General features: G+C 64.3%; 15 protein-coding genes. 13 read left to right on the top strand and 2 right to left on the bottom strand.

Annotated elements, in window-relative coordinates:
* Positions 1-91: 91 nt before the first annotated feature.
* Positions 92-934 (bottom strand): archaetidylserine decarboxylase, encoded by an 843-nt coding sequence (asd, locus tag ABB26_RS10475; protein WP_057633818.1) that lies wholly within the window; start codon positions 932-934, stop codon positions 92-94.
* Positions 931-1,578 carry an SCO family protein gene (locus ABB26_RS10470; RefSeq protein ID WP_057633816.1) on the bottom strand — a complete coding sequence of 216 codons (648 nt, stop codon included), beginning with the start codon at positions 1,576-1,578 and terminating at the stop codon, positions 931-933. Before ABB26_RS10470 ends, asd begins: the two co-directional genes overlap by 4 nt.
* A gap of 224 nt (positions 1,579-1,802) precedes the next feature.
* Between ABB26_RS10470 and prmB the strand changes: the two genes are divergently transcribed.
* From prmB to ABB26_RS10405, 13 genes are all read left to right on the top strand, one after another.
* A complete protein-coding gene (gene prmB / locus ABB26_RS10465; RefSeq protein WP_057633815.1) occupies positions 1,803-2,732 on the top strand; it encodes a 50S ribosomal protein L3 N(5)-glutamine methyltransferase in 930 nt (309 codons plus the stop codon).
* Between the two features lie 114 nt (positions 2,733-2,846).
* The gene (gene aroC, locus ABB26_RS10460; RefSeq protein ID WP_152982638.1) at positions 2,847-3,944 is read left to right on the top strand and encodes a chorismate synthase; all 1,098 of its coding nucleotides are present in this window, start codon (positions 2,847-2,849) and stop codon (positions 3,942-3,944) included.
* Positions 3,937-4,989, top strand: a complete 1,053-nt coding sequence (locus ABB26_RS10455; protein ID WP_057633810.1) for a 2-hydroxyacid dehydrogenase — start codon at positions 3,937-3,939, stop codon at positions 4,987-4,989. Before aroC ends, ABB26_RS10455 begins: the two co-directional genes overlap by 8 nt.
* A gap of 81 nt (positions 4,990-5,070) precedes the next feature.
* Positions 5,071-6,096, top strand: coding sequence for an aspartate-semialdehyde dehydrogenase (locus ABB26_RS10450; protein WP_057633808.1), 1,026 nt, complete (start codon positions 5,071-5,073; stop codon positions 6,094-6,096).
* Between the two features lie 93 nt (positions 6,097-6,189).
* Positions 6,190-8,061: a FimV/HubP family polar landmark protein gene (locus tag ABB26_RS10445; protein WP_057633806.1), complete on the top strand. Its 1,872-nt coding sequence runs from the start codon at positions 6,190-6,192 to the stop codon at positions 8,059-8,061.
* Between the two features lie 10 nt (positions 8,062-8,071).
* The gene (locus ABB26_RS10440) at positions 8,072-8,431 is read left to right on the top strand and encodes a VOC family protein (RefSeq protein WP_057633805.1); all 360 of its coding nucleotides are present in this window, start codon (positions 8,072-8,074) and stop codon (positions 8,429-8,431) included.
* A 45-nt stretch (positions 8,432-8,476) separates the two neighbouring features.
* Positions 8,477-9,250 (top strand): tRNA pseudouridine(38-40) synthase TruA, encoded by a 774-nt coding sequence (truA, locus tag ABB26_RS10435; protein WP_057633803.1) that lies wholly within the window; start codon positions 8,477-8,479, stop codon positions 9,248-9,250.
* Complete coding sequence (locus tag ABB26_RS10430; RefSeq protein WP_057633799.1) at positions 9,247-9,918, top strand: phosphoribosylanthranilate isomerase; 672 nt, start codon at positions 9,247-9,249, stop codon at positions 9,916-9,918. The genes truA and ABB26_RS10430 overlap by 4 nt, the downstream gene beginning before the upstream one ends.
* A gap of 176 nt (positions 9,919-10,094) precedes the next feature.
* Positions 10,095-10,778 carry a hypothetical protein gene (locus ABB26_RS10425; protein ID WP_057633798.1) on the top strand — a complete coding sequence of 228 codons (684 nt, stop codon included), beginning with the start codon at positions 10,095-10,097 and terminating at the stop codon, positions 10,776-10,778.
* Positions 10,778-12,781 carry a flotillin family protein gene (locus ABB26_RS10420; protein ID WP_057633795.1) on the top strand — a complete coding sequence of 668 codons (2,004 nt, stop codon included), beginning with the start codon at positions 10,778-10,780 and terminating at the stop codon, positions 12,779-12,781. Before ABB26_RS10425 ends, ABB26_RS10420 begins: the two co-directional genes overlap by 1 nt.
* Before the next feature lie 137 nt (positions 12,782-12,918).
* A complete protein-coding gene (locus tag ABB26_RS10415) occupies positions 12,919-18,273 on the top strand; it encodes a DNA repair ATPase (RefSeq protein ID WP_083490775.1) in 5,355 nt (1,784 codons plus the stop codon).
* Positions 18,263-19,012 (top strand): hypothetical protein, encoded by a 750-nt coding sequence (locus ABB26_RS10410; RefSeq protein WP_161809039.1) that lies wholly within the window; start codon positions 18,263-18,265, stop codon positions 19,010-19,012. The genes ABB26_RS10415 and ABB26_RS10410 overlap by 11 nt, the downstream gene beginning before the upstream one ends.
* 66 nt (positions 19,013-19,078) lie before the next feature.
* A complete protein-coding gene (locus ABB26_RS10405; RefSeq protein WP_057633791.1) occupies positions 19,079-20,173 on the top strand; it encodes a toxic anion resistance protein in 1,095 nt (364 codons plus the stop codon).
* Positions 20,174-20,192: the final 19 nt, after the last annotated feature.

Here is a 20,192-nt window from a genome sequence, read left to right as displayed (position 1 = left end):
GCGCCTTGAGGCGCCCTTTTTTGGTTCGTTGCTTGTTGGCTGGGTTGGTCGGGAAAAGCGCACTGCGCTTCATCTCCGCCAATAGCAAAAGTCAAACAAGTTTCGCCAGCGCCTGGCCCAGCTGCACCGGACTCTCCGCCTTCAACGCAGGATCGAACTCGGCCACACCCGGCGGCAACAGCACGATCACCGTGGAGCCGTAGTTGAAGCGTGCCATCTCGGCGAAACGCTCCAGCGTGATGCCCTTGCCACGCCAGTCCTTGCGGGTGATGCGGTCGCCGTAGGCGGGAATTTCCTCGCCGCTCCATACCGTCTCCACACCGCTGACCAGCAGCGCACCGACCATCACCTGCACCATCGGCCCGAAATCGGTGTCGAAGTGGCACACCAGCCGTTCATTGCGGGCGAAAAGGCCCGGGACGTTGGCCACCGCGTCGGTGCCCACGCTGAAAAGGCGGCCGGGTACATGCACGGTTTCGCGCAGGGTGCCGGTCCAGGCCATGTGCACGCGGTGGTAGTCGCGCGGGGACAGATAGACCGTTGCGAACAGGCCATTGTTGAACGGCTCGGCGTCGGCGACATCGCCCAGCAACTCGGCAGCGGTGAACGACTGGCCCTTGGCCTGGAAAATGCGGCCGTCGGCAATCGGCCCCAGCTGGCTGATGCGGCCATCGGCCGGCATGGTCAGCGTGCGCGGGTCGGCGGCAGCCACGCGGGCGCCGGGCTTCAGGGCACGGGTGAAGAACGCATTGAAGCTGGGGTAGCTGCGCGGGTCCGGATTGGCCGCTTCGGCCAGGTTGACGTTGAACTTCGCGCTTACCGTGTCGATCAGCCAGCGCGAGATCCGCGGATTCTGCGAGTAGGCCAGGGAGCGCGCCATGGAGGACAGCAAGCGGTGGGGCAGGACGTAGCTGAGCGTTGTTACCAGACTCATGGTGCGGTGTTCTCGGTGAGCTTGATCAGATCGCTGGCGATTGCCTGCGGGTTGAACGGGGGGCGCATCAGCCCGGCCAGGCGGCCTTGCGGATCGAGCACGGCAATGCTGGCCGAGTGATCCATGCTGTAGTCGCTTGGGTTTTCTTCAAAATGCTTGCCGGGCACCTTCTGGAACAGCATGCCCAGCGAGGTGGCAAAGCGCTCCAGCGACGGCACGTCGGCGGTGGCGGCGATCGTGTCCTTGTGGAAGGCATGCGCGTACTCGCCCAACCGTGCCGGGGTGTCGCGCTCCGGATCGACCGACACGAACACCACCCGTGGGCGCAGGCTGTCGGGGATGGACTGCCATTGCTTCTGGGCCTGGGCCAGCTCGGTCAACGTGGTCGGGCAGACGTCCGGGCAGGAAGTGAAGCCCAGGAACACCAGGGTCCAGTGGCCGCGCAGCTCGCCGGGGATCAGGCGGGTGCCGTCGGACTGGGCCAGATCGAACTCCGGCAAGGTACGCGGCGTGCCGTAGAAGATGATCGAACTGCTGTCGTGGGTGCCTTGGCTGCTCGGGCCAAACACCTTCTGGGCCAGCACCAGGCCGAGGCCGGCGGCCAGGGCGATGGCGAGGATGATGCCGGTATTGCGGTTGAACATGGGCCGTTGCTTCCGTTCAAGAAGGTGTCGCCGCAGGCGCTGGGCCGCTGGCAGAGCACACGAGTGTAGGGGATTGCCGAGGTCTGCCGCCGCGCCCGGGGGCTGTTCTGGCGGTCGATTCGGTGCCGGTGGGCGGCTATCGCCGAAGTTTCCGCTGCAACTGGGCGCTCAATATACCGGGCAGGCGCCTATAATCGCAGACCATTCAAGTATTTCCGCACGCCATGACTGCCCAAGCGGCCGCTGAACTTCACACGATCGTCGATCTGATCCGTTACGGCGCCAGCCGTTTCAACGCCGCTGGCCTGACCTTCGGCCACAGCTATGACAACGCCCTGGACGAATCCACCCAGCTGGTATTGCACAGCCTGCACCTGCCGCCGGACCTCGGCCCGGCCTATGGCAGTGCGCGTGTGCTGCTGGAAGAGCGCGAGCGCGTGCTGGCACTGTTCGAGCGCCGCATCAACGAGCGCCTGCCGGCGGCATACCTGACCGGCGAAGCCTGGTTTGCCGGGCTCAGCTTCAAGAGTGATGCCCGTGCGCTGGTGCCGCGCTCTCCGATTGCCGAGCTGATCCTCAACGGATTCGAGCCGTGGCTGGCCGGGCGCGATGTCACTCGCGCGCTGGACCTGTGCACTGGCTCGGGCTGCATCGCCATCGCCATGGGGCACTACTACCCGAACTGGCAGGTGGACGGCAGCGACGTCAACGACGCGGCGCTGTCGCTGGCGGTGGAGAACAAGGAACGCCTGCTCGCGCACAACGTGGAGCTGGTCAAGAGCGACCTGTTCAACGGTCTGCAGGGCCGCGTCTACGACCTGATCGTGACCAACCCGCCGTACGTCACCAATGACGAGACCGACGCGTTGCCGCAGGAGTATTCGCATGAGCCGGACCTGGCCTTGCGTGCCGGTGACGATGGTCTGGACCTGGTGCTGAAGATCCTGCGCGACGCGCCGGACCATCTGACCGAGGAAGGCCTGCTGATCTGTGAAGTAGGCGAATCCGAGCAGCACCTGATCAAGCTGCTGCCGGAGGTCTATATGTCCTGGATCGAGTTCAAGGTCGGGCAGATGGGCATCTTCGCGGTGGAAGCCAGCGAACTGCGCGCGCACCACGCGCGGATTGCCGAGCTGGCAGCGACGCGGGCGTAAGGCGCTGGCGACGAAGGCCTCTATCGTGGCTGTCATTTCCAGTTTCACGGAAATGACGGCAGGAACAGCAGTAGCGCGAGCAAAGCGCAAGGCACCATCAAGAGCCCAACCGCATTGAATACTTTCGGACAACTGTTTCGTGTCACCACCTTCGGCGAATCCCACGGGCCGGCGATCGGCTGTGTGATCGATGGTTGTCCTCCGGGCCTGGAAATCACGCCCGAAGAATTCGCGCATGACCTGCAGCGTCGCGCCACCGGCAAGAGCCGTCATACCTCGGCGCGTCGTGAAGCGGATGAGGTCGAGATCCTGTCCGGTGTTTACGAGGGCAGGACCACCGGTACGCCGATTGCACTGCTGATCCGCAACACCGACCAGCGCAGCAAGGACTACAGCAACATCGCCCAGCAGTTCCGTCCGGGTCATGCCGACTACAGCTACTGGCAGAAGTACGGCATCCGCGATCCACGCGGTGGGGGCCGTTCTTCGGCGCGCGAGACCACCATGCGCGTGGCGGCCGGCGTCATCGCCAAGAAGTGGCTGAAGCAGCGTTACGGCGTGACCGTGCGTGGCTATCTGTCGCAGCTTGGCGAGATAACCCCGGTCGGTTTCGACTGGAGCGCGGTCGAGGACAATCCCTTCTTCTGGCCCGACGCCGCCCAGGTGCCGGCACTGGAGGCGTACATGGATGCGCTGCGCAAATCCGGTGATTCGGTCGGTGCGCGCGTGAACGTGGTCGCCGATGGCGTGCCGCCGGGTTGGGGTGAACCCATCTACGGCAAGCTGGATGGCGATATCGCCACTGCACTGTTGAGCATCAATGCGGTCAAGGGCGTGGAGATCGGTGATGGCTTTGCCGCCGCCGCGCAGAAGGGCACCGAACACCGTGACCTGATCGCGCCGGAAGGTTTCCAGTCCAATCATGCCGGCGGCATCCTCGGCGGCATTTCCACCGGGCAGCAGGTCGTCGCGTCGATGGTCCTGAAGCCGACGTCCAGCCTGCGTCTGCCGGGCGCGACGGTGGATACGTCCGGCAATGCGGTGGATGTCATCACTACCGGCCGCCATGACCCGTGCGTGGGCATCCGCGCCACACCCATCGCCGAAGCCATGCTGGCAATGGTGCTGGTAGACCAGGCGCTGCGTCACCGCGCGCAATGTGGCGACGTCGGCGAAATGACGCCGCGCATCCCCGGTCATGTCGATGGCTGATCAACGGCCGCGCGTCTGGGTATCGCAGCCTCTGTTCGACGACACCGTCGCGCAGTTGGCAGCGTACTGCGACGTGGTTGCCACCGATGAGGTCAGCGCGCACGACAGTGCCGCGATTGCTGCGCAACTTGCCGATGTGGACGGCGCGCTGGTCACGCTCAATGACCGCATCGGCGCGGCTGAAATTGCTGCTGCATCGCAGTTGAAGGTCATCGCCAATGTTGGTGTTGGCTACAACAATCTGGATGTTCCGGTGCTGAGTGCTGCAGGCATCATCGCCACCAATACGCCGGATGTACTCACCGAAACCACGGCTGATCTCGGCTTCTCGCTGCTGATGGCGGCGGCGCGGCGCATCGTTGAATCCGACCGCTGGCTGCGTGAAGGCAGCTGGGGGCAGTGGTCATTCACCACCATGCTCGGTGCCGATCTGCACGGCAGCACGCTGGGCATCCTGGGCATGGGCCGAATCGGCCAGGCCATCGCACGGCGTGGCCACCATGGCTTCGGCATGAAGGTGCTGTACCACAATCGTTCGCGGCTGCCGCAGGATGTGGAGCAGGCCGTCGGCGCAGGCTACGTCGGCTTCGACGAACTGCTGTCGCGTGTCGATCACCTGGTGCTGGTGCTGCCTTACACCGCGCAGAACCACCACATCATCAATGCCGCCGCGCTGGCGAAGATGAAGCCCACGGCCACGCTGGTGAACATCGCCCGTGGCGGCATCGTCGACGAACTGGCCTTGGCCGATGCACTGGTGAATGGTCGGTTGGCTTCCGCCGGTCTGGATGTCTACGAAAACGAACCAACGGTGCGCCCGGAGCTGCTGGCGCTGCGCAACGTCGTGCTGACCCCGCATATCGGCAGTGCATCGCTGGCCACGCGCCGGGCGATGGTGCAGGTGGCGGTGGACAACCTGCTGGCCGGGTTGGGCCTGGGGCCGGACGCCGGCCGTCCCGCCAATGCGATCAATGCCGACCTGCTGAGCAATGGCAGCGCCCGTATGGCCAGTGCCGACAGCAAAATCGACAGCAAAAAACGGTAGGGAGCCTCCGTGGCTGTCCGCCGGAGGTTCCCCGAACCTGGCTCGACGTGTGTCCCCCCAAATCCTTTACGAGTGCACCCCATGAGCAATGAAGCCCGTCGTTTCCATGTAGCCGTTGTTGGCGCCACCGGCGCTGTTGGCCAGACCATGTTGTCGATCCTGGCCGAACGCAATTTCCCGATCAGCAAGCTGAGCCTGCTCGCTTCGGAGCGTTCGGCCGGCCAGCAGGTTGATTTCGAAGGCCAGAAGATCACCATCCAGGACCTGGCCACGTTTGATCCGGCCGGCGTCGAGATTGCGTTGTTCTCGGCAGGTGGCGGTATTTCCAAGGAGTTCGCCCCCAGGTTCGCCGCTGCTGGCGCCGTGGTGATCGACAATTCCTCCACCTTCCGTTACGACGACGACGTGCCGCTGGTGGTGTCCGAGGTCAACCCGGAAGCGGCGAAGAACCGCCCGCGGGGCATCATCGCCAACCCGAACTGTTCGACCATGCAGTTGATGCCGGTGCTGGCGCCGATCCACCGCGAGTACGGCATCGAGCGCATCAACATCGCCACCTACCAGTCCGTCTCCGGTGCCGGCCAGACCGGCATGGAAGAACTGGGCAAGCAGACCGCCCAGCTGCTGGGCTTCCAGGAAATCGAGCCGACCAAGTTCCCGGTGCAGATCGCCTTCAACCTGATCCCGCACATCGACGAGTTCCTCGACAACGGCTTCACCAAGGAAGAAATGAAGCTGGTGTGGGAGACCCGCAAGATCCTCGGCGACGACACCATCCTGGTGAATCCCACCGCCGTGCGCGTCCCGGTGTTCTACGGCCACTCCGAGGCGGTCAACATCGAGACCAGGAAGAAGATCACCACCGAGCAGGCCCGCGAACTGCTGGCCGCCGCCCCCGGCGTGAAGGTGGTGGATGAGCGCAAGGCGGGCGGTTACCCGACCCCGGTCACCCATGCCTCGGGCACCGACCCGGTCTACGTGGGTCGTATCCGTGAGGACATCTCGCACCCGCGCGGTCTCAACATGTGGGTGGTGGCGGACAACATCCGCAAGGGCGCCGCACTCAACGCGGTGCAGGTGGCCGAACTGGTCGCCAACGGCGGCTGAGGTGGCAGGCAACGCCGGCGCAATGCCGGCGTTGTTACGAGGGTAAGCACAGCGCGGTACTAGAAAGGCGGTACAGCCGTTATATTTGCCGCCATGAAACTTCCGGGCAAAGGCGCGATGCGCTCCATACAAGGCGTGATGGTTCTCATCCTGGCGCTGTTCAGCAGCGCTGCGATGGCCTTGGGGCTGGGCAACATCCGTGTGTTGTCCAAGCCCGGCCAGCCTCTGGTGGCGGAAATTCCGGTCATTACCAGCGACCCGGGCGAGCTGGACAACGCCCGCGCCGGGCTGGCCGCTCCGGCCACATTCGAGCGTGTCGGTTTGCCACCGCCGGATGGACTGGTGAGCGAGCTGCAGTTCCAGTTCGCGCAGGACCGGGAAGGTCGTGCGGTCATCCGCGTGACCAGTGCCGCCCCGGTGCAGGTGCCGTCTGTGGGTTTCCTTATTGAAGTGGACTGGGGGCAGGGCCGTCTGGTACGTGAGTACTCGGCACTGGTCGCTGCACCGGAAACCGCCACCGCAGTCGCCGAGCCGGTGATCGAAGCGCCTGCAGCCGCACCGTCCGACCTGATTGTCCGTGAGCCCGAGCCGCTTCCGTCAACGTCTGCGCCACAGCCGCTTGCCGCACCGGCACTTGCGCCGGCACCGGTAGTGCCAACTGCTCCCGTGCAGGCCGCACGGCCGCCAGTGGCACCTGCGCCGCGCGCGCAGGGCGAGCTGGCCCAGGTGCAGCGCGGGCAGAGTCTGTCGCAGATTGCGGGAACACTTGCCCGTGAGAACGGCTATTCGTTGAACCAGAACATGGTCGCGCTGATGCGTGCCAACCCGGAGGCGTTCATCCGTGGCAACGTCAACCTGCTCAAGCAGGGCGCGGTGCTGCGTACACCGGCCGAGGAGGAGCTGGCGCGGGTGAATGCCGCTGAAGCCCGTAGCATCGTGCGCGAACAGACCGCGCAATGGCGGCAGGCGCGTGCGCCGATTCCGCAGCCGGCCATTGCCGATGCGGCCGTCGTCAGCAGGCCCGCCACCAACAACCCTGCCGCAGCGCCGAGCGACGCGCGGTTGGAAATCGCCCCGGCCGTTGCCGGTGGTCAACAGACTGCAGGAATGACGACCGGCCTCGATGCCGGTGGCGAGGGTGACATGCTGGCGAACGAACAACTGCAACAGGCCCGGGAAGACCTCGCCACGCGCGATGTGGAAATGCAGGAGCTGCGTGACCGCGTCGCCGAGCTGGAAAAGCTGCAGAAGCAGCAGCAGTCGTTGATCGCGATGAAGGATTCGGATCTGGCCGCTGCCCAGCAGCGGCTGGCCGAGAGCAACAAACAGGACGCTGCGGCTTCGCTGGGTTGGTTGTGGCTGGGTTTGGCGCTGTTGGTGCTGGGCGTGGTGGCCTGGTTGCTGTCGCGCCGCCGCAAGCCATCGCCGCTGAAGGCGGCCTCGCGTGACGGCATCCGCGCCGAGGCACTGGCCTCAGCCTTGCCGGCAACCGCCGTCGCGCCTGAGCAGGGCAATGACGACGCGCACGGCGCGGATGTCGAAGCGCCAACCACCTTCGCTGCAGAAACATGGAAGGATGAGGACGTCGTGACGACACCGTCGCACGATGCCGACACACCGGCCTGGGCAATGCCCGAGGCAGCGGTCGCGACCGAGCCGGCGGCGCCTGTCGAAAGCAGGCCGGCTTTCATGTTCGAAGCATCGCGCGGATACGCCCGACCGCAGGAGCTGCCGTCGGTATCCGAACCGGCCGCTGCCGATGAGGCGCGCTGGCTGGCTGGTGACATGGCCGCGGTCGCACCGTTGAACCCGGCGCCGGCGGGACGCGAGCGGCTGGAATTGGCCATTGCCTATCTGGACCTGGGTGACGCGGAAACCGCGCGTACGCTGCTCAACGAAGTCGCCGTCGGCAGCGATCCGCAGGCGCGCAACGAGGCGCTCGAACTGTTGAATCGACTGGGCTGAGGGGCCTGTTATGAAGCGTGAACGTGGCATCGATTATGTGGAATTTGCGTCGCGCGACCCGGCCGCCAGCCGTCGTTTCTTCGAACAGGTGTTCGGTTGGGCGTTCGAGGATTACGGCCCTGATTACACCGCCTTTGATGATGGCGTGCTGCAAGGTGGCTTCTTCCGCGCAACGCCGGTGACATCCGAAGCGGGTGCGGCGTTGCTGGTGCTTTATGCCGCGCAGCTGGCGCCGATTCAGGCAGAGGTGGAGGCCCACGGCGGCAACGTGGTGAAGCCGATTTTTACCTTCCCCGGTGGCCGCCGTTTCCAGTTCATCGAGCCCGGTGGCAATGAACTGGCGGTGTGGTCCGAGCGCGACAGCGACTGAGTGGCCGGCCGTGTTCTACGGCGCCCGTAAACAAGAGGTTTGACGATGCGTTACGCGCTGGGCGTGGAGTATGACGGCAGCGAGTTCAAGGGCTGGCAGCAGCTCGGTGAAAGCGGCTGCGTGAGTGTGCAGGCAACGCTGCAGGATGCGCTGTCATCGGTGGCCAATGCGCCGATCAGTGTGGTCTGCGCCGGCCGCACCGATGCCGGCGTGCATGGTGAATGCCAGGTGGTGCATTTCGACAGTGACGTGGAGCGATCGTCGCGTAGTTGGGTGCTGGGTACCACCACGCGCCTGCCGCCTTCCATCTGCGTGCGCTGGTGTGTGCCTGCCGCCGATGACTTCCATGCGCGGTTCTCGGCCAAGGCGCGGCGCTATCGTTATCGCCTGTTGAATCGACAGGTGCGCCCGGCGCTGTATCGGCAGACGCTGAGCTGGGAACGTCGCCCACTGGACGCCGATGCCATGCATCGCGCGGCGCAGGCATTGCTGGGCGAGAACGACTTTGGTGCCTTCCGTAGCGCGCAATGCCAGGCACTGCATGCACGCCGCGAGCTCCAGGCGATCTCGGTGAGCCGCCAGGGCGAAGTAGTCGAAGTGCAGGTGCAGGCCAATGCGTTTCTGCACCATATGGTGCGCAACATCGTCGGCTCGTTGCTGATGGTGGGGGCCGGTGAGAAGCCGGAGCAATGGATCGGCGAGCTGTTGGCCGGGCGTGATCGCAATCTGGCCGGTCCGACTGCGCCACCGCAGGGTTTGGTGTTTGTCGGGCCGCTGTATCCTGATGTTTGGCAATTGCCGACAGAGGTAACGCTATGAGCCGTACCTTGTTTCGTACCCGCATCAAGTTCTGCGGCATGACCCGCGCGGGCGATATCCGTCTGGCTACCGAGTTGGGTGTGGACGCCATTGGCTTCATTTTCGCCAAAGGCAGCGTGCGCCGGGTGGCGCCGTCCGAGGCACGGGCAATGCGCCAGGCCATCGCGCCGATGGTGGACGTGGTGGCGTTGTTCCAACACAACAATCGCGAGGAAATCCGCGAAGTGCTGCGTGCGGTGCGGCCGACGTTGTTGCAGTTTCATGGTGACGAAGACGATGCGTTCTGCCGCAGCTTCAATATGCCTTACCTGAAGGCGATCGCCATGGGAGGTGGCGCCGAAGTCACCGTGCGCGGCTTGCAGCAGATGTATCCGCATGCGGCCGGCTTCCTGTTCGACAGTCATGCGCAAGGCGGTAGTGGCGGTACCGGCGTGCCATTTGACTGGTCGCGGATTCCGGCGGGGGTGCACCGTCCGTATCTGCTGGCCGGCGGCATCCGTCCTGAGAATGTGCATGACGCCATTCTCGCCACCCAGCCGTGGGGTGTGGATGTCTCCAGCGGCATCGAATCCGCACCGGGCCTCAAGGACGGCTACAAAATGCGCCAGTTTGTCGAGGAAGTGCGTCGTGCCGATGCCGCAACTGACGAAACTGAATCCGCCGGCTGACGTCACATTCCGTCCCTGTCGCCTGGCCAGCCTGCCGACAAGGCGCCCTGACGTGGGACCAATCCCTTATGATGCGGCAAGGGCGAATGCACGGATGCCTGCGGGGTCTGCCCGTGTCTTTCCATGAAGGAAGGGGGCGAGCCGCACGGTAGCCGAGTGCCACATGGAAAGGGTGCATGGCGGAATTTCTGGACGTAGTGCTTTCATATCCGACGCTGCCGTACAGCGTCGTGCTCTGCTTTGCAGTGATCTACTGGATGCTGGCAGCGACCGGCATCGTTGACGAAGGCGGCATCGGCAGTGGCGACGGCGCGGATTTTCATTCCGGCGCTGACGGTGCCAACGGGCTGGCGGCGATGTTCGCGCGGCTGGGCCTGGGCGGCGCGCCCACGATGCTGGTGGTGCTGCTGCTCGCCTTCTTTGGCTGGACGATCACCTATCTGGTCCAGCTCTTCCTGCTGCAGTCCCTGCCTACGTCGTTGCGCTGGGGCATTGGCACCGCCGTGGCCATCGCTGCGCTGATTCCCGGAGCGATGGTTTCCTCGTGGGTGCTGCGGCCGATCCGCCGGCTGCTGATGAAGCTGCGCCCGGTGGAGCAGGCGTCCATTCTCGGCAAGGCCGGGCAGGTGACATCACCGGATGTCACCGCCGAGCGCGGTTACGCCCGGTTCGACGATGGCGGTGCGGGCTTGATCCTGCAGGTGCGCAGCCGTGATGGCTGCCGCTATGAGCGCGGCGACCAGGTGCGCCTGGTCGACTATCTGCGCGAACACAATTACTACCTGGTGGTCGGCGACGCCGAACTGCCAGCGTTGGACGTTTCCATTCCTCAAGTATCAGGCGACAAGGAGATCCACTGATGAGTCTAGCTGCCCTGGCCCCGTTCGTTATCGGCGTAGGCATCCTGCTGGTGTTTTTCCTGGGGCTGGCAGGCCTGTTCAAAGCGTTCTACAAGAAGGTCGACCAGGGCACCGCCCTGATCGTCAATGACATGAGCTCCATGCCCAAGGTGCATTTCACCGGCGCGTTGATCATTCCGGTGCTGTACCGCGCCGAGCACATGCGCATCAGTCTGATCACCCTGCAGGTGGATCGCCGTGGCAAGGAAGGGCTGATCTGCCGCGACAACATGCGTGCGGACATCACCGTGGCGTTCTATCTGCGTGTCAACGAAACCCAGGCCGACGTGCTGCGCGTTGCCAAGGCCATCGGCGCGGATCGCGCATCGGACAAGAATGCGGTGGACGAATTGTTCAATGCCAAGTTCTCCGAGGCGCTGAAGACGGTCGGCAAGAAGTTCGACTTCACCCAGTTGTTCGAGAAGCGGCAGGAGTTCCGCGACGAGATCATTGCGGTGATCGGCAACGACCTGAACGGTTATGCACTGGAAGACGTGGCCATCGATTACCTGGAACAGACGCCGAAGTCGCTGCTCGACCCGAGCAACATCCTTGACGCCGAGGGCATCCGCAAGATCACCGAGCTGACCGCCGCGCAGAACGTGATCACCAATGACCTGGCGCAGAACGAGCGGTTGGCCATCACCAAGAAGAATGTGGAAGCCAAGGAAGCCACGCTCGCGCTGGAACGTCAGCAGGCCGAGGCCGAAGCGCGGCAGAAGCGTGAGGTCGAGACCATCCGCGCACGCGAGGAGGCCGAGACGTTGAAGGTGCAGGAAGAGCAGCGCCAGCTGTCGGAAAATGCACGCATCGAAGCCCAGCAGCTGATCGATATCCGCGAGCAGAACCGCCTGCGCGAAGTGGAAGTGGCCGAGCAGAATCGCCAGCGCGCCGTCGCCATCGAGGTCGAGCGCGTGGCCCGTGCGCGCCAGCTGGAGCAGGTCACCACCGACCGCGAAGTGCAGCTGCAGGGCGTGGAGCGCGACAAGGTGGTCGAGCAGGGCAAGATGGACGTGGCCAACATCACCCGCGAACGCATCTCCATCGACAAGACCGTGGCGCAGGAAGAAGAGCGCATCAAGGAAGTGCGTCAGGTGTCCGAGGCGGACCGGTTGAAGCAGGTCACCATTCTCGAAGCCGAGGCGCGGGCGCAGGAATCGCTGCTCAAGCAGGTCAAGGAAGCCGAGGCCAGCGAGGCCGCGGCCAAGCACAAGGCCGTGGAGATCACCACGCTGGCGCAGGCCGAATTCGATGCGGCCGGCAAGCAGGCCGAGGCCAAGAAGGCGCTGGCGGATGGCGTTCGTGCCGAACGTGCCGCGCCGGGTCTGGCGGATGCGCAGGTCAAGGAGGCCGGTGCATTGGCCATCGAGAAGGTCGGTATTGCCGAGGCGCGTGTGGTTGATGCAATGGCCGATGCCAACTTCAAGCAGGGTAGTGCCGAAGCCAGGGTACTGGCCGAGCAGCTGGCCGCACAGGCGCTGGGCGAGGAGCAGATGGGCCGCGCCAAGGCCACGGCGACCGAGACGCAGGGTCTGGCGGAAGCAGCGGTGATCGAGAAGAAGCTGTTTGCCGAGGCTGAAGGCCTGACCCGCAAGTTCCTGGCAATTGATTCGCTGGGCGACACCGCGCGTGGCCATGAAGAGTTCCGGATGACGCTGGAAACGAGCCTGAAGCAGGCCATGGCGACGCTGGATGCCGGCAAGGAAGTGTCCAAGGAGAATGCCGAGATCGTCGCCAGCGCGTTGCGCAGCGCCGACATCGACCTGGTGGGTGGCGACGGCGGCATGTTCGAGAATCTGGTCAAGGCAGTGTCGCTGGGGCGGTCGATTGAGGGCCTTACCGACAAGAGCCCGATCGTGCAGGACCTGATGCAGCGCTACCTGGGCGTGGACATGGCTGCCCGCGGCACGCCGGCCAAGCAGATCGTCAGTGACGGTGCGACCAACGGCTCGGCTGCAGGCTGAGTGAGCGCGCGCCGGGGCAGCTCCTCGCCCCGGCGTGTAATCGAGAGGGCGCCGGGCTTGGTCCCGGTGCTGGTGTGGACGATGGCGCGCGCTCTGCTGGCTGATTGGCCGGGCGGCGCCATGGCAGGGAACAACCGATGGCCGATACAAACCAGGACTCCACAGTTTCGACCGATGCCGGTTCCATCGCCGACCAGGCGGTGGCGCAGGGCGGCGCCTATGAGGTGCTGCGCAAACGCCTGAGCGACCAGGGGGCGCGTCTGCGGCAGACGGTCGAGGCGCTGAACCAGCGGCGCCTGCAGGAGTTCGGCGACAGCCGCATGGAAGTGGTGGGGCGCTTTCGCATCCGCACCGAGAACAACTGCGTGGGGCGCGACATCGTGCAGGTCGGTGATGACCTGTTGCTGTTCGGCTACAACGTGTTCATCGGCTTGAAGACGCAGACCCGCGTCGAGGATGTGTTCGGCCTGTACCGCATGGCGGAAGGCGCCGAAGGCTACGACGTCATCCCGGTGGATCTGAAAACCAGTTTTCTTGCCCAGCCGGGCTTCGTTCACGATTTCACTGAACTCTATGCGTATTACAAGCATGCGCGGCTGCTGCAGCTGATCGTGCGTGACGGAAAGCTGCTGGCCGCATTCCAGATTGGAGAACGCAGCAGTGACGTGCGCGTTTTCCGTTGGTCGCTGTCATCGACTGGCGAGCTGGCCTATATCGATGCACGTGGCGAGCGCGATATCGCACTGCCGCCGCCATTCGATTTCGAGTGGACCCGTGCCAGTCGCGACATGCTGGTAACCGGGCGCTTCCCGCACCTCAACATCCTCGACACGATCTTCGTGGAAACCACCGGCGGTGATCTGACCATCAAGGTCGAGAACAACACCGAAACCGGGCAGGGTGTCTACAGTGAACCGGTTGAAGACAGCACCCAGTCGGTGGACGATGCCGACATCGAGTTCGCCCAGGTAGGTTCGCTGATCCTGCTCAAGGTGCAGCCGTATCGCGAGGACGTGTGTCGCGGGCTGATCTTCAACACGCTGACCGGAAAGGTGGTGCGCAATGACGCCATCGTCCAGGCCTGCGTGCAGTTGCCGGATGACCACGGCATCATCTTCCCCGGCGGCTATTACCTGCAGAGCGGCGAGCACAAGGCATTCGACGCCTCGATGCAGGGCATGCGCTACAAGCGTTCGATCCGATCGCCCAACGGCGAAGACATGCTGTACATCTTCTACGAGCGCGAGGCCGGAAAATCAGCGCTGTTCGTCTACAACAGCATCCAGCGGGCGCTGCAGAACCCGGTGTTCGGGCTGGGGTATGCATTCCTGCGTGACGGTCGCATGGTGCTGTTCAATGCCGAGAACCAGGAGCCGACCCGCATCCATCCGATGCAGGTCTGGCAGACGCCGTTCAGCAGCGACGAGTTCGCGGCGCACCGGCCTGCGGGCACCAGCTTCATGGCGCGCATCGGCAATGCCGAGCTGGTACGTGGCATTTCCAATCTGCTGGACATGGGGCGCGAGATCGACAGCCGTGAGGTGTCGTTGCAGCGCTACGAGCTGCTGACCCACAACGCGCGCCGCTTGTTTGACACGCACCATTGGCTGGATGACGCCAACTGCGAGGGCGCGGCCACGCTGCTGCGCGAGATCAGCGCAACGGGCGAGTCGATGCTCGACGAGTACGAGAAAGTCGAGAGCATCCGCAAGCAGTCGGCGCAGGCGATGGCCGAGGTCACTGGTCAGCACAAGTCGTTGCTGGGTCGCGTACAGCCGCAGAACTGGACGAAGATCAGCGAATTCATCGAAAGCCTGGGCGAGGTTGGAAAGCTGCGGGGGCGACTGCTGACCGTGCGTGATTTCCGCTATGTGGATGTCGCCGCGATTGATGCGATGAACGCCTCGCTGCAGGACGCGCACGATCGTGTCGGCGTCGCTACCGGTGAGTTCCTCGGCAGTGACAAGGCGCTGCAACCGTTCGGCGAGCGGCTGCAGGAACTGGACAGTGTCGCCCAGCAGGCGCAGACGGCCAGGCAGTTGTCCACGCAGATCGAACAGATGCAGGCCATGTCCGGGGAGCTGGACATGCTCTCGGAGTTGATGGCCAGCCTGAAGGTGGACGACGCCGCCCAGCGCACCCGCGTGGTGGAGGCTATTTCCGGCATCTATGCCCGGCTCAACCAGGCGCGCACGCGAGCGGACCAGCGTCGTCGCTCACTGGGTTCGGCCGAAGCCGTAGCGCAGTTTGGTGCCCAGTTCTCATTGTTCAGCCAGGCCATCACCAGCGCCCTGGGCTTGGCTACGGATCCCGAGCGCGCGGACGAGCAGCTGTCACGACTGATGGTCCAGCTGGAAGAGCTGGAGAGCCAGTTCGGTGAGCACGAGCAGTTCCTCGGTGACATCCTCAACAAGCGCGAGGAGTTGCTGGATACCTTCGAGTCGCACAAGCAGACCCTGCTGGATGCCCGCCAGCGCAAAGCGCAGTCGGTGCTGGATGCGGCCAATCGCATCCTCGACGGCCTGGCCAAGCGTACCGAACGCTTCACCACGGTGGACGAGCTCAATGCCTTCTTTGCCGGGGACCCGCTGATCCTGAAACTGCGCGAGTTGGCGGATCGGCTGCGCGAGTACAAGGACAGCGTCAAGGCCGACGATGTCGAAGCGCGCCTGAAGGGTGTGCGCGACCAGGCGGTACGTGCGCTGCGCGATCGCAGTGATCTGTTCGAGGGCGGTGGCAATGTGATCCGCCTGGGTCGCCATCGTTTCAGTGTCAACACCCAGCCACTGGACCTGACCATCCTGCCGCGTGGCGACGGGTTGTCAGTGCATCTGACTGGCACCGATTACTACGAATCCATCGTCGATCCGGAGCTGGAAGCGCTGCGCGACTACTGGCCGGTGACACTGGATTCGGAGTCGCCCACGCTGTATCGCGGTGAGTATCTGGCCGGCTTGATCCTGGACGCGGCCATCCTGGGTCGCGACGGATTGAGCATGGACGAGCTGCTGCGCGATGCCGCGCAGGCCGACGTGCTGGGCAAGCGTGTGCGCGACTTCGCCGCGCCGCGTTATCGCGAAGGCTATGAAAAAGGCATTCACGATCATGATGCCACCCTGATTCTGCAGGCCCTGCTGCCGCTGTATCAGTCAGCGGGTGCCCTTGTGCACGCGCCGGCGGCACGCGCGCTGGCGTTGCTGTTCTGGTCGCGCGAAAGCAAGCGTGAAGACGTGGCACAGTGGGGCGAGCGTGCGGCGGGTGCATTCGCCATCGCCCGCATGTTCGCCTCGCGCGAAGGTCTGAATGCACTGCGCGATGAGATCGCCGAGGCCTTGGCGACGTTCCAGACAGAGAACGCGCTGCCGTTCGATGCGGCGGCTGCGACCACCGGCGCGGACTACCTGCTCGCCGAGCTGGCCGCAGGCGAGCCCACTTTCGGTTTCAGTGGTTACGCGCGGCAGCTGGTGAATGGCCTGCGTGAACAGCTGCAGGCGGCGGCACAGGGCGAGGCGTTTGATCGTTCATTGCAGAAGCTGGCCAAGCGCCCTGCATTGCAATGGGCACAGGCCGAGCACTGGCTACGGGCAATGTGCGGGCAGCCGCAGTTCACCACGCTGGTTGGCTACGTGCCCGAGGCGGTGGCGATGTTGCTGGCTGAGCGCAATCTGCGCAGCCAGGTGCGCGAGGTGACCTTGATTGCCGATGCCGCGGGCCTGCTGGGCGAGCACCCGCGCATCCGTGAGGGTCATCTGCAGTTGGCAGTCGATGATTTCCTCGGCCGCTGGCAGGCGCACCGCCACCAGTTCCAGCCGGGCTTCGAGCGTTACCAGGCGCTGCGTCACCGCATCAGTGCGCGTGAGCGTGAAGCCCTGCGGCTGACCGAATTCCAGGCGCGGCCGCTCAGCTCCTTCGTTCGCAACAAGCTGATCAATGACGTCTACCTGCCCATCATCGGCGACAACCTTGCCAAGCAGATGGGCACGGTCGGCGAGAACAAGCGCAGTGACTTGATGGGCCTGCTGATGATGATCAGCCCGCCCGGCTACGGCAAAACCACATTGATGGAGTACGTGGCCAACCGCCTCGGGCTGGTCTTCATGAAGATCAACGGCCCGGCGCTGGGGCATGAGGTGCGCTCGCTGGATCCGGAGCAGGCGCCGGACGCCACCTCGCGACAGGAGCTGCTCAAGCTGAACCTCGCGCTGGAAATGGGCAACAACACCATGCTGTATGTCGACGACATCCAGCATACGCATCCGGAATTCCTGCAGAAATTCATCTCGCTGTGCGACGGCACCCGCCGCATCGAGGGCGTGTGGAAAGGCCGCACCCGGACCTACGATCTGCGCGGCAAGAAGTTCTGCGTGGTGATGGCGGGCAATCCGTACACCGAGTCCGGCGAAGTATTCAAAGTGCCGGACATGCTGGCCAACCGTGCCGACATCTATAACCTGGGTGACGTGCTCGGTGGCATGGAAGAGGCATTCAAGCTCAGCTACATCGAGAACAGCCTCACCTCCAGCCAGGTGCTGGCGCCGATGGCCACGCGCGATCTGGCCGATCTCTACGTGCTGGTGGACAAGGCCAACGGCAAGGAGGTGTCGACCAATGCGCTGAGCCATGCCTACAGCGGTGCGGAGATCAACGAGATCGTCGCCACGCTGGAACGCTTGATGCAGGTGCGCGAGGTGGTCTACCGGGTCAACCAGCAGTACATCGCCAGCGCCGCGCAGTCGGACAAGTACCGGGTGGAGCCCTCATTCCGGTTGCAGGGCAGCTACCGCAACATGAACAAGCTGTCGGAGAAGATATCGCCGGTGATGAATGCCGCCGAGCTGCAGCAGCTGGTGTCCGATCATTATCTCGGCGAGTCGCAGCTGCTCACCAGCGGTTCGGAAGAAAACCTGCTCAAGCTCGGCGAATTGCGTGGAGTGATGGACGCGGCGCAACAGACACGCTGGGAGCAGATCAAGCGCGATTTCATGCGCGACAAGGCCATGGGGGGCGACGATGCCGATACCGGGGCGCGCGTTGTCGCGCAGCTGGCCGACATCGCCAGTGGCCTGCAGGGGCTGCGCGCAGATGACGCGCAGGTCACTGCACCACCGGTTGCGGCAATGGATGCGCCTTGGGAACGGATCGTGGCGTTGCTGCAGTCCGTGGCCGAGCGGCCAGGTCCGTTCGCCGTACCCACTGAAGTTTCACCCGTACCGCCGCCGGTGCAGGATTTCGAACCGCTGTTGCGTGCATTGGCGGATTCGCAGCAGCGCCAGGGTCAGGTCGGCGATGCGTTGACCCAGTTAGCGGTGCAACTGCGCGATTGGTTGGCCAGGGAACCGGCAACCGAAAAACCGGCGCCCCGCGTTCGTCGCGCTCGCAGCCCGGAAGAGAAAGCACTGGACGAAGCTTTGATGCGCCACTTCTATGGCGGACAGGTGGTGGTGCCGGGCCAGCAGGGTAGTCACAAGAATGAGGAACCCGGTGAATCCTGATGAGTCCGGCCGGATTGTGCTGCCGTTGCCGCCAGCTCCCGCGGTGGCGTTGGACGATCCGTTGGCGATAGCCGGTTACGGCGCGCAGCTGCTGGCCTTGGTCGAACAGCAGGCCGCAGCGGGCAGCGATGACCGGGCCGCTGCACGACTGGTCGCCGAAATGGACAACATCCACCAGGCCATGCGTGCGCACGATGTGGGCGCGATTCGTCGCAGCGTCGGTTTGCTGGGACGGCTGCTGGGCCGCGATGTGGAAATGCAGGAGCAGGCGGAACGCTTGGCCGGGCAACTGGATGTCTGCCTGGTGCGTGCCGATGGCATCGTTGCCGAATTGCAGAAGGCGTTGCCTGTGCGCCTGCGGCAGGCAGCGCTCGTGACCGAGGCGGTCAACGCGATTGATGCCTGGGCCGATGCGGGTGAACGCCTGCTGCAAGGTGCCGCGACGCAGGCCGATGCAGGCAGTACGTTGGCGGTCGCCGCCTTGCAGCGCCGCCTTCACCACCTGCGTGGCGTTGCCCGGCTACGTGCACTGGAAGCATCGCAGCTGCAGTTGCTGCATGCGCAGGGTGTCGAACTGCTGGAGCGCTATCAGCGCATCCGTGATGTGCTGCTGCCGTTGTGGCGGCAACAGATGCTGGCCAGCAAAGCGGTGGATACGTCGCTGCGGCTGGCCATGGCCGCCGACGCCCAGGCACGGATACTGGTGGAGGTCGAGGCGATGCAGGCTAGACTTCACTAGACACGCTCCACTCATGTTTCATGGCTCGCGCGCCGCGCCGCGTACCTTCCTCAAGGAGAGTTGCAGATGACGCAGGACAATATCCCGTTGCCGGTCGAATCCCCAGCGGCACTGGATGGCGCCATGCTGGTCGCATTGGGCCTGACCGAAGCCGACCGTCCGCGCATCGCGCAGATCACACGGACGCTGGATGACATCAGTCCGGGCAACCTGCATGTGTTTGGCCGCGAGGCCGCCGGCAAGAGTGCGGCGTTCTCCACGCAGCTGCTGGAGCATGTGCGCAACCGCGACCTCGACGCATCTGGCGACAAGCTGGGCGAAGTGGTGCGCATCGCCCGCTCGCTGAAGCTGGATGGCCTCAACGAACGTTCCAAGGTGCCGGTGATCGGCGGGCTGATCGACCGCATGCGCGCCTCCAAGGGCGAGCTGGTGCAGAAGTTCAGCGACACCAATCAGCAGATCGAACAGCTGATGCGCGATGTGGGGACGCAGCAGGCCACGATGGGGCAGCGCGTCGGTGAATTCGACCGCATGCATGCCATCGTCCGTGACGAACGGCTGAGCCTTGGCCTGCACATCGCCGCCGGCAAACAGCGCTTGGCGGAACTCAATGACGAACTGCGGGCGCTGGTTGGTCTTGAGGACCCCGCATCACGCATCCGCCGGGGCGAGATCGACAATGCCATCCGCCTGCTCGACAAGCGCGTCGGTGATTTGACCGTGATGCAGCATGCGGCTGATCAGTCATTGCCGATGATCCGGCTGATCCAGGCCAATGCGATCCAGCTGATCGAGAAGTTCAATGCGGTACGCGACATCACCATTCCCTCGTGGAAGCGTCAGTTCGCGATCCAGCTCTCGCTGGGTGAGCAGAAAAACGCGGTGGAGCTGTCCAATGCCATCGACGATGCGACCAATGAGCTGATGCGCCGCAACGCCGACCTGATGCGGCAGACCTCGGTAGAAACGGCCAAGGCCAATCAACGTGCCGTGATCGATGTGGCTACCCTGCGGCATGTGCATGAGCAGCTGATCGCTACCGTCGAAGAGGTGCGCAACATCCACCGTGAGGGCATGCAACAGCGGCAACAGGCCGAGGTTGAGCTGGCACGGCTGCGCGAGGACGTGCAGCAGCGATTGGCTGCACCGACGCAGGGCTGAGCGCGGCAGGCGCCAGGTG

This window comes from Stenotrophomonas humi (assembly GCF_001431415.1).
In the GTDB taxonomy this organism is placed as follows: domain Bacteria; phylum Pseudomonadota; class Gammaproteobacteria; order Xanthomonadales; family Xanthomonadaceae; genus Stenotrophomonas; species Stenotrophomonas humi.
Note: the sequence above shows the minus strand (reverse complement) of the source record. Positions and strands in the feature narration are given on the sequence as shown.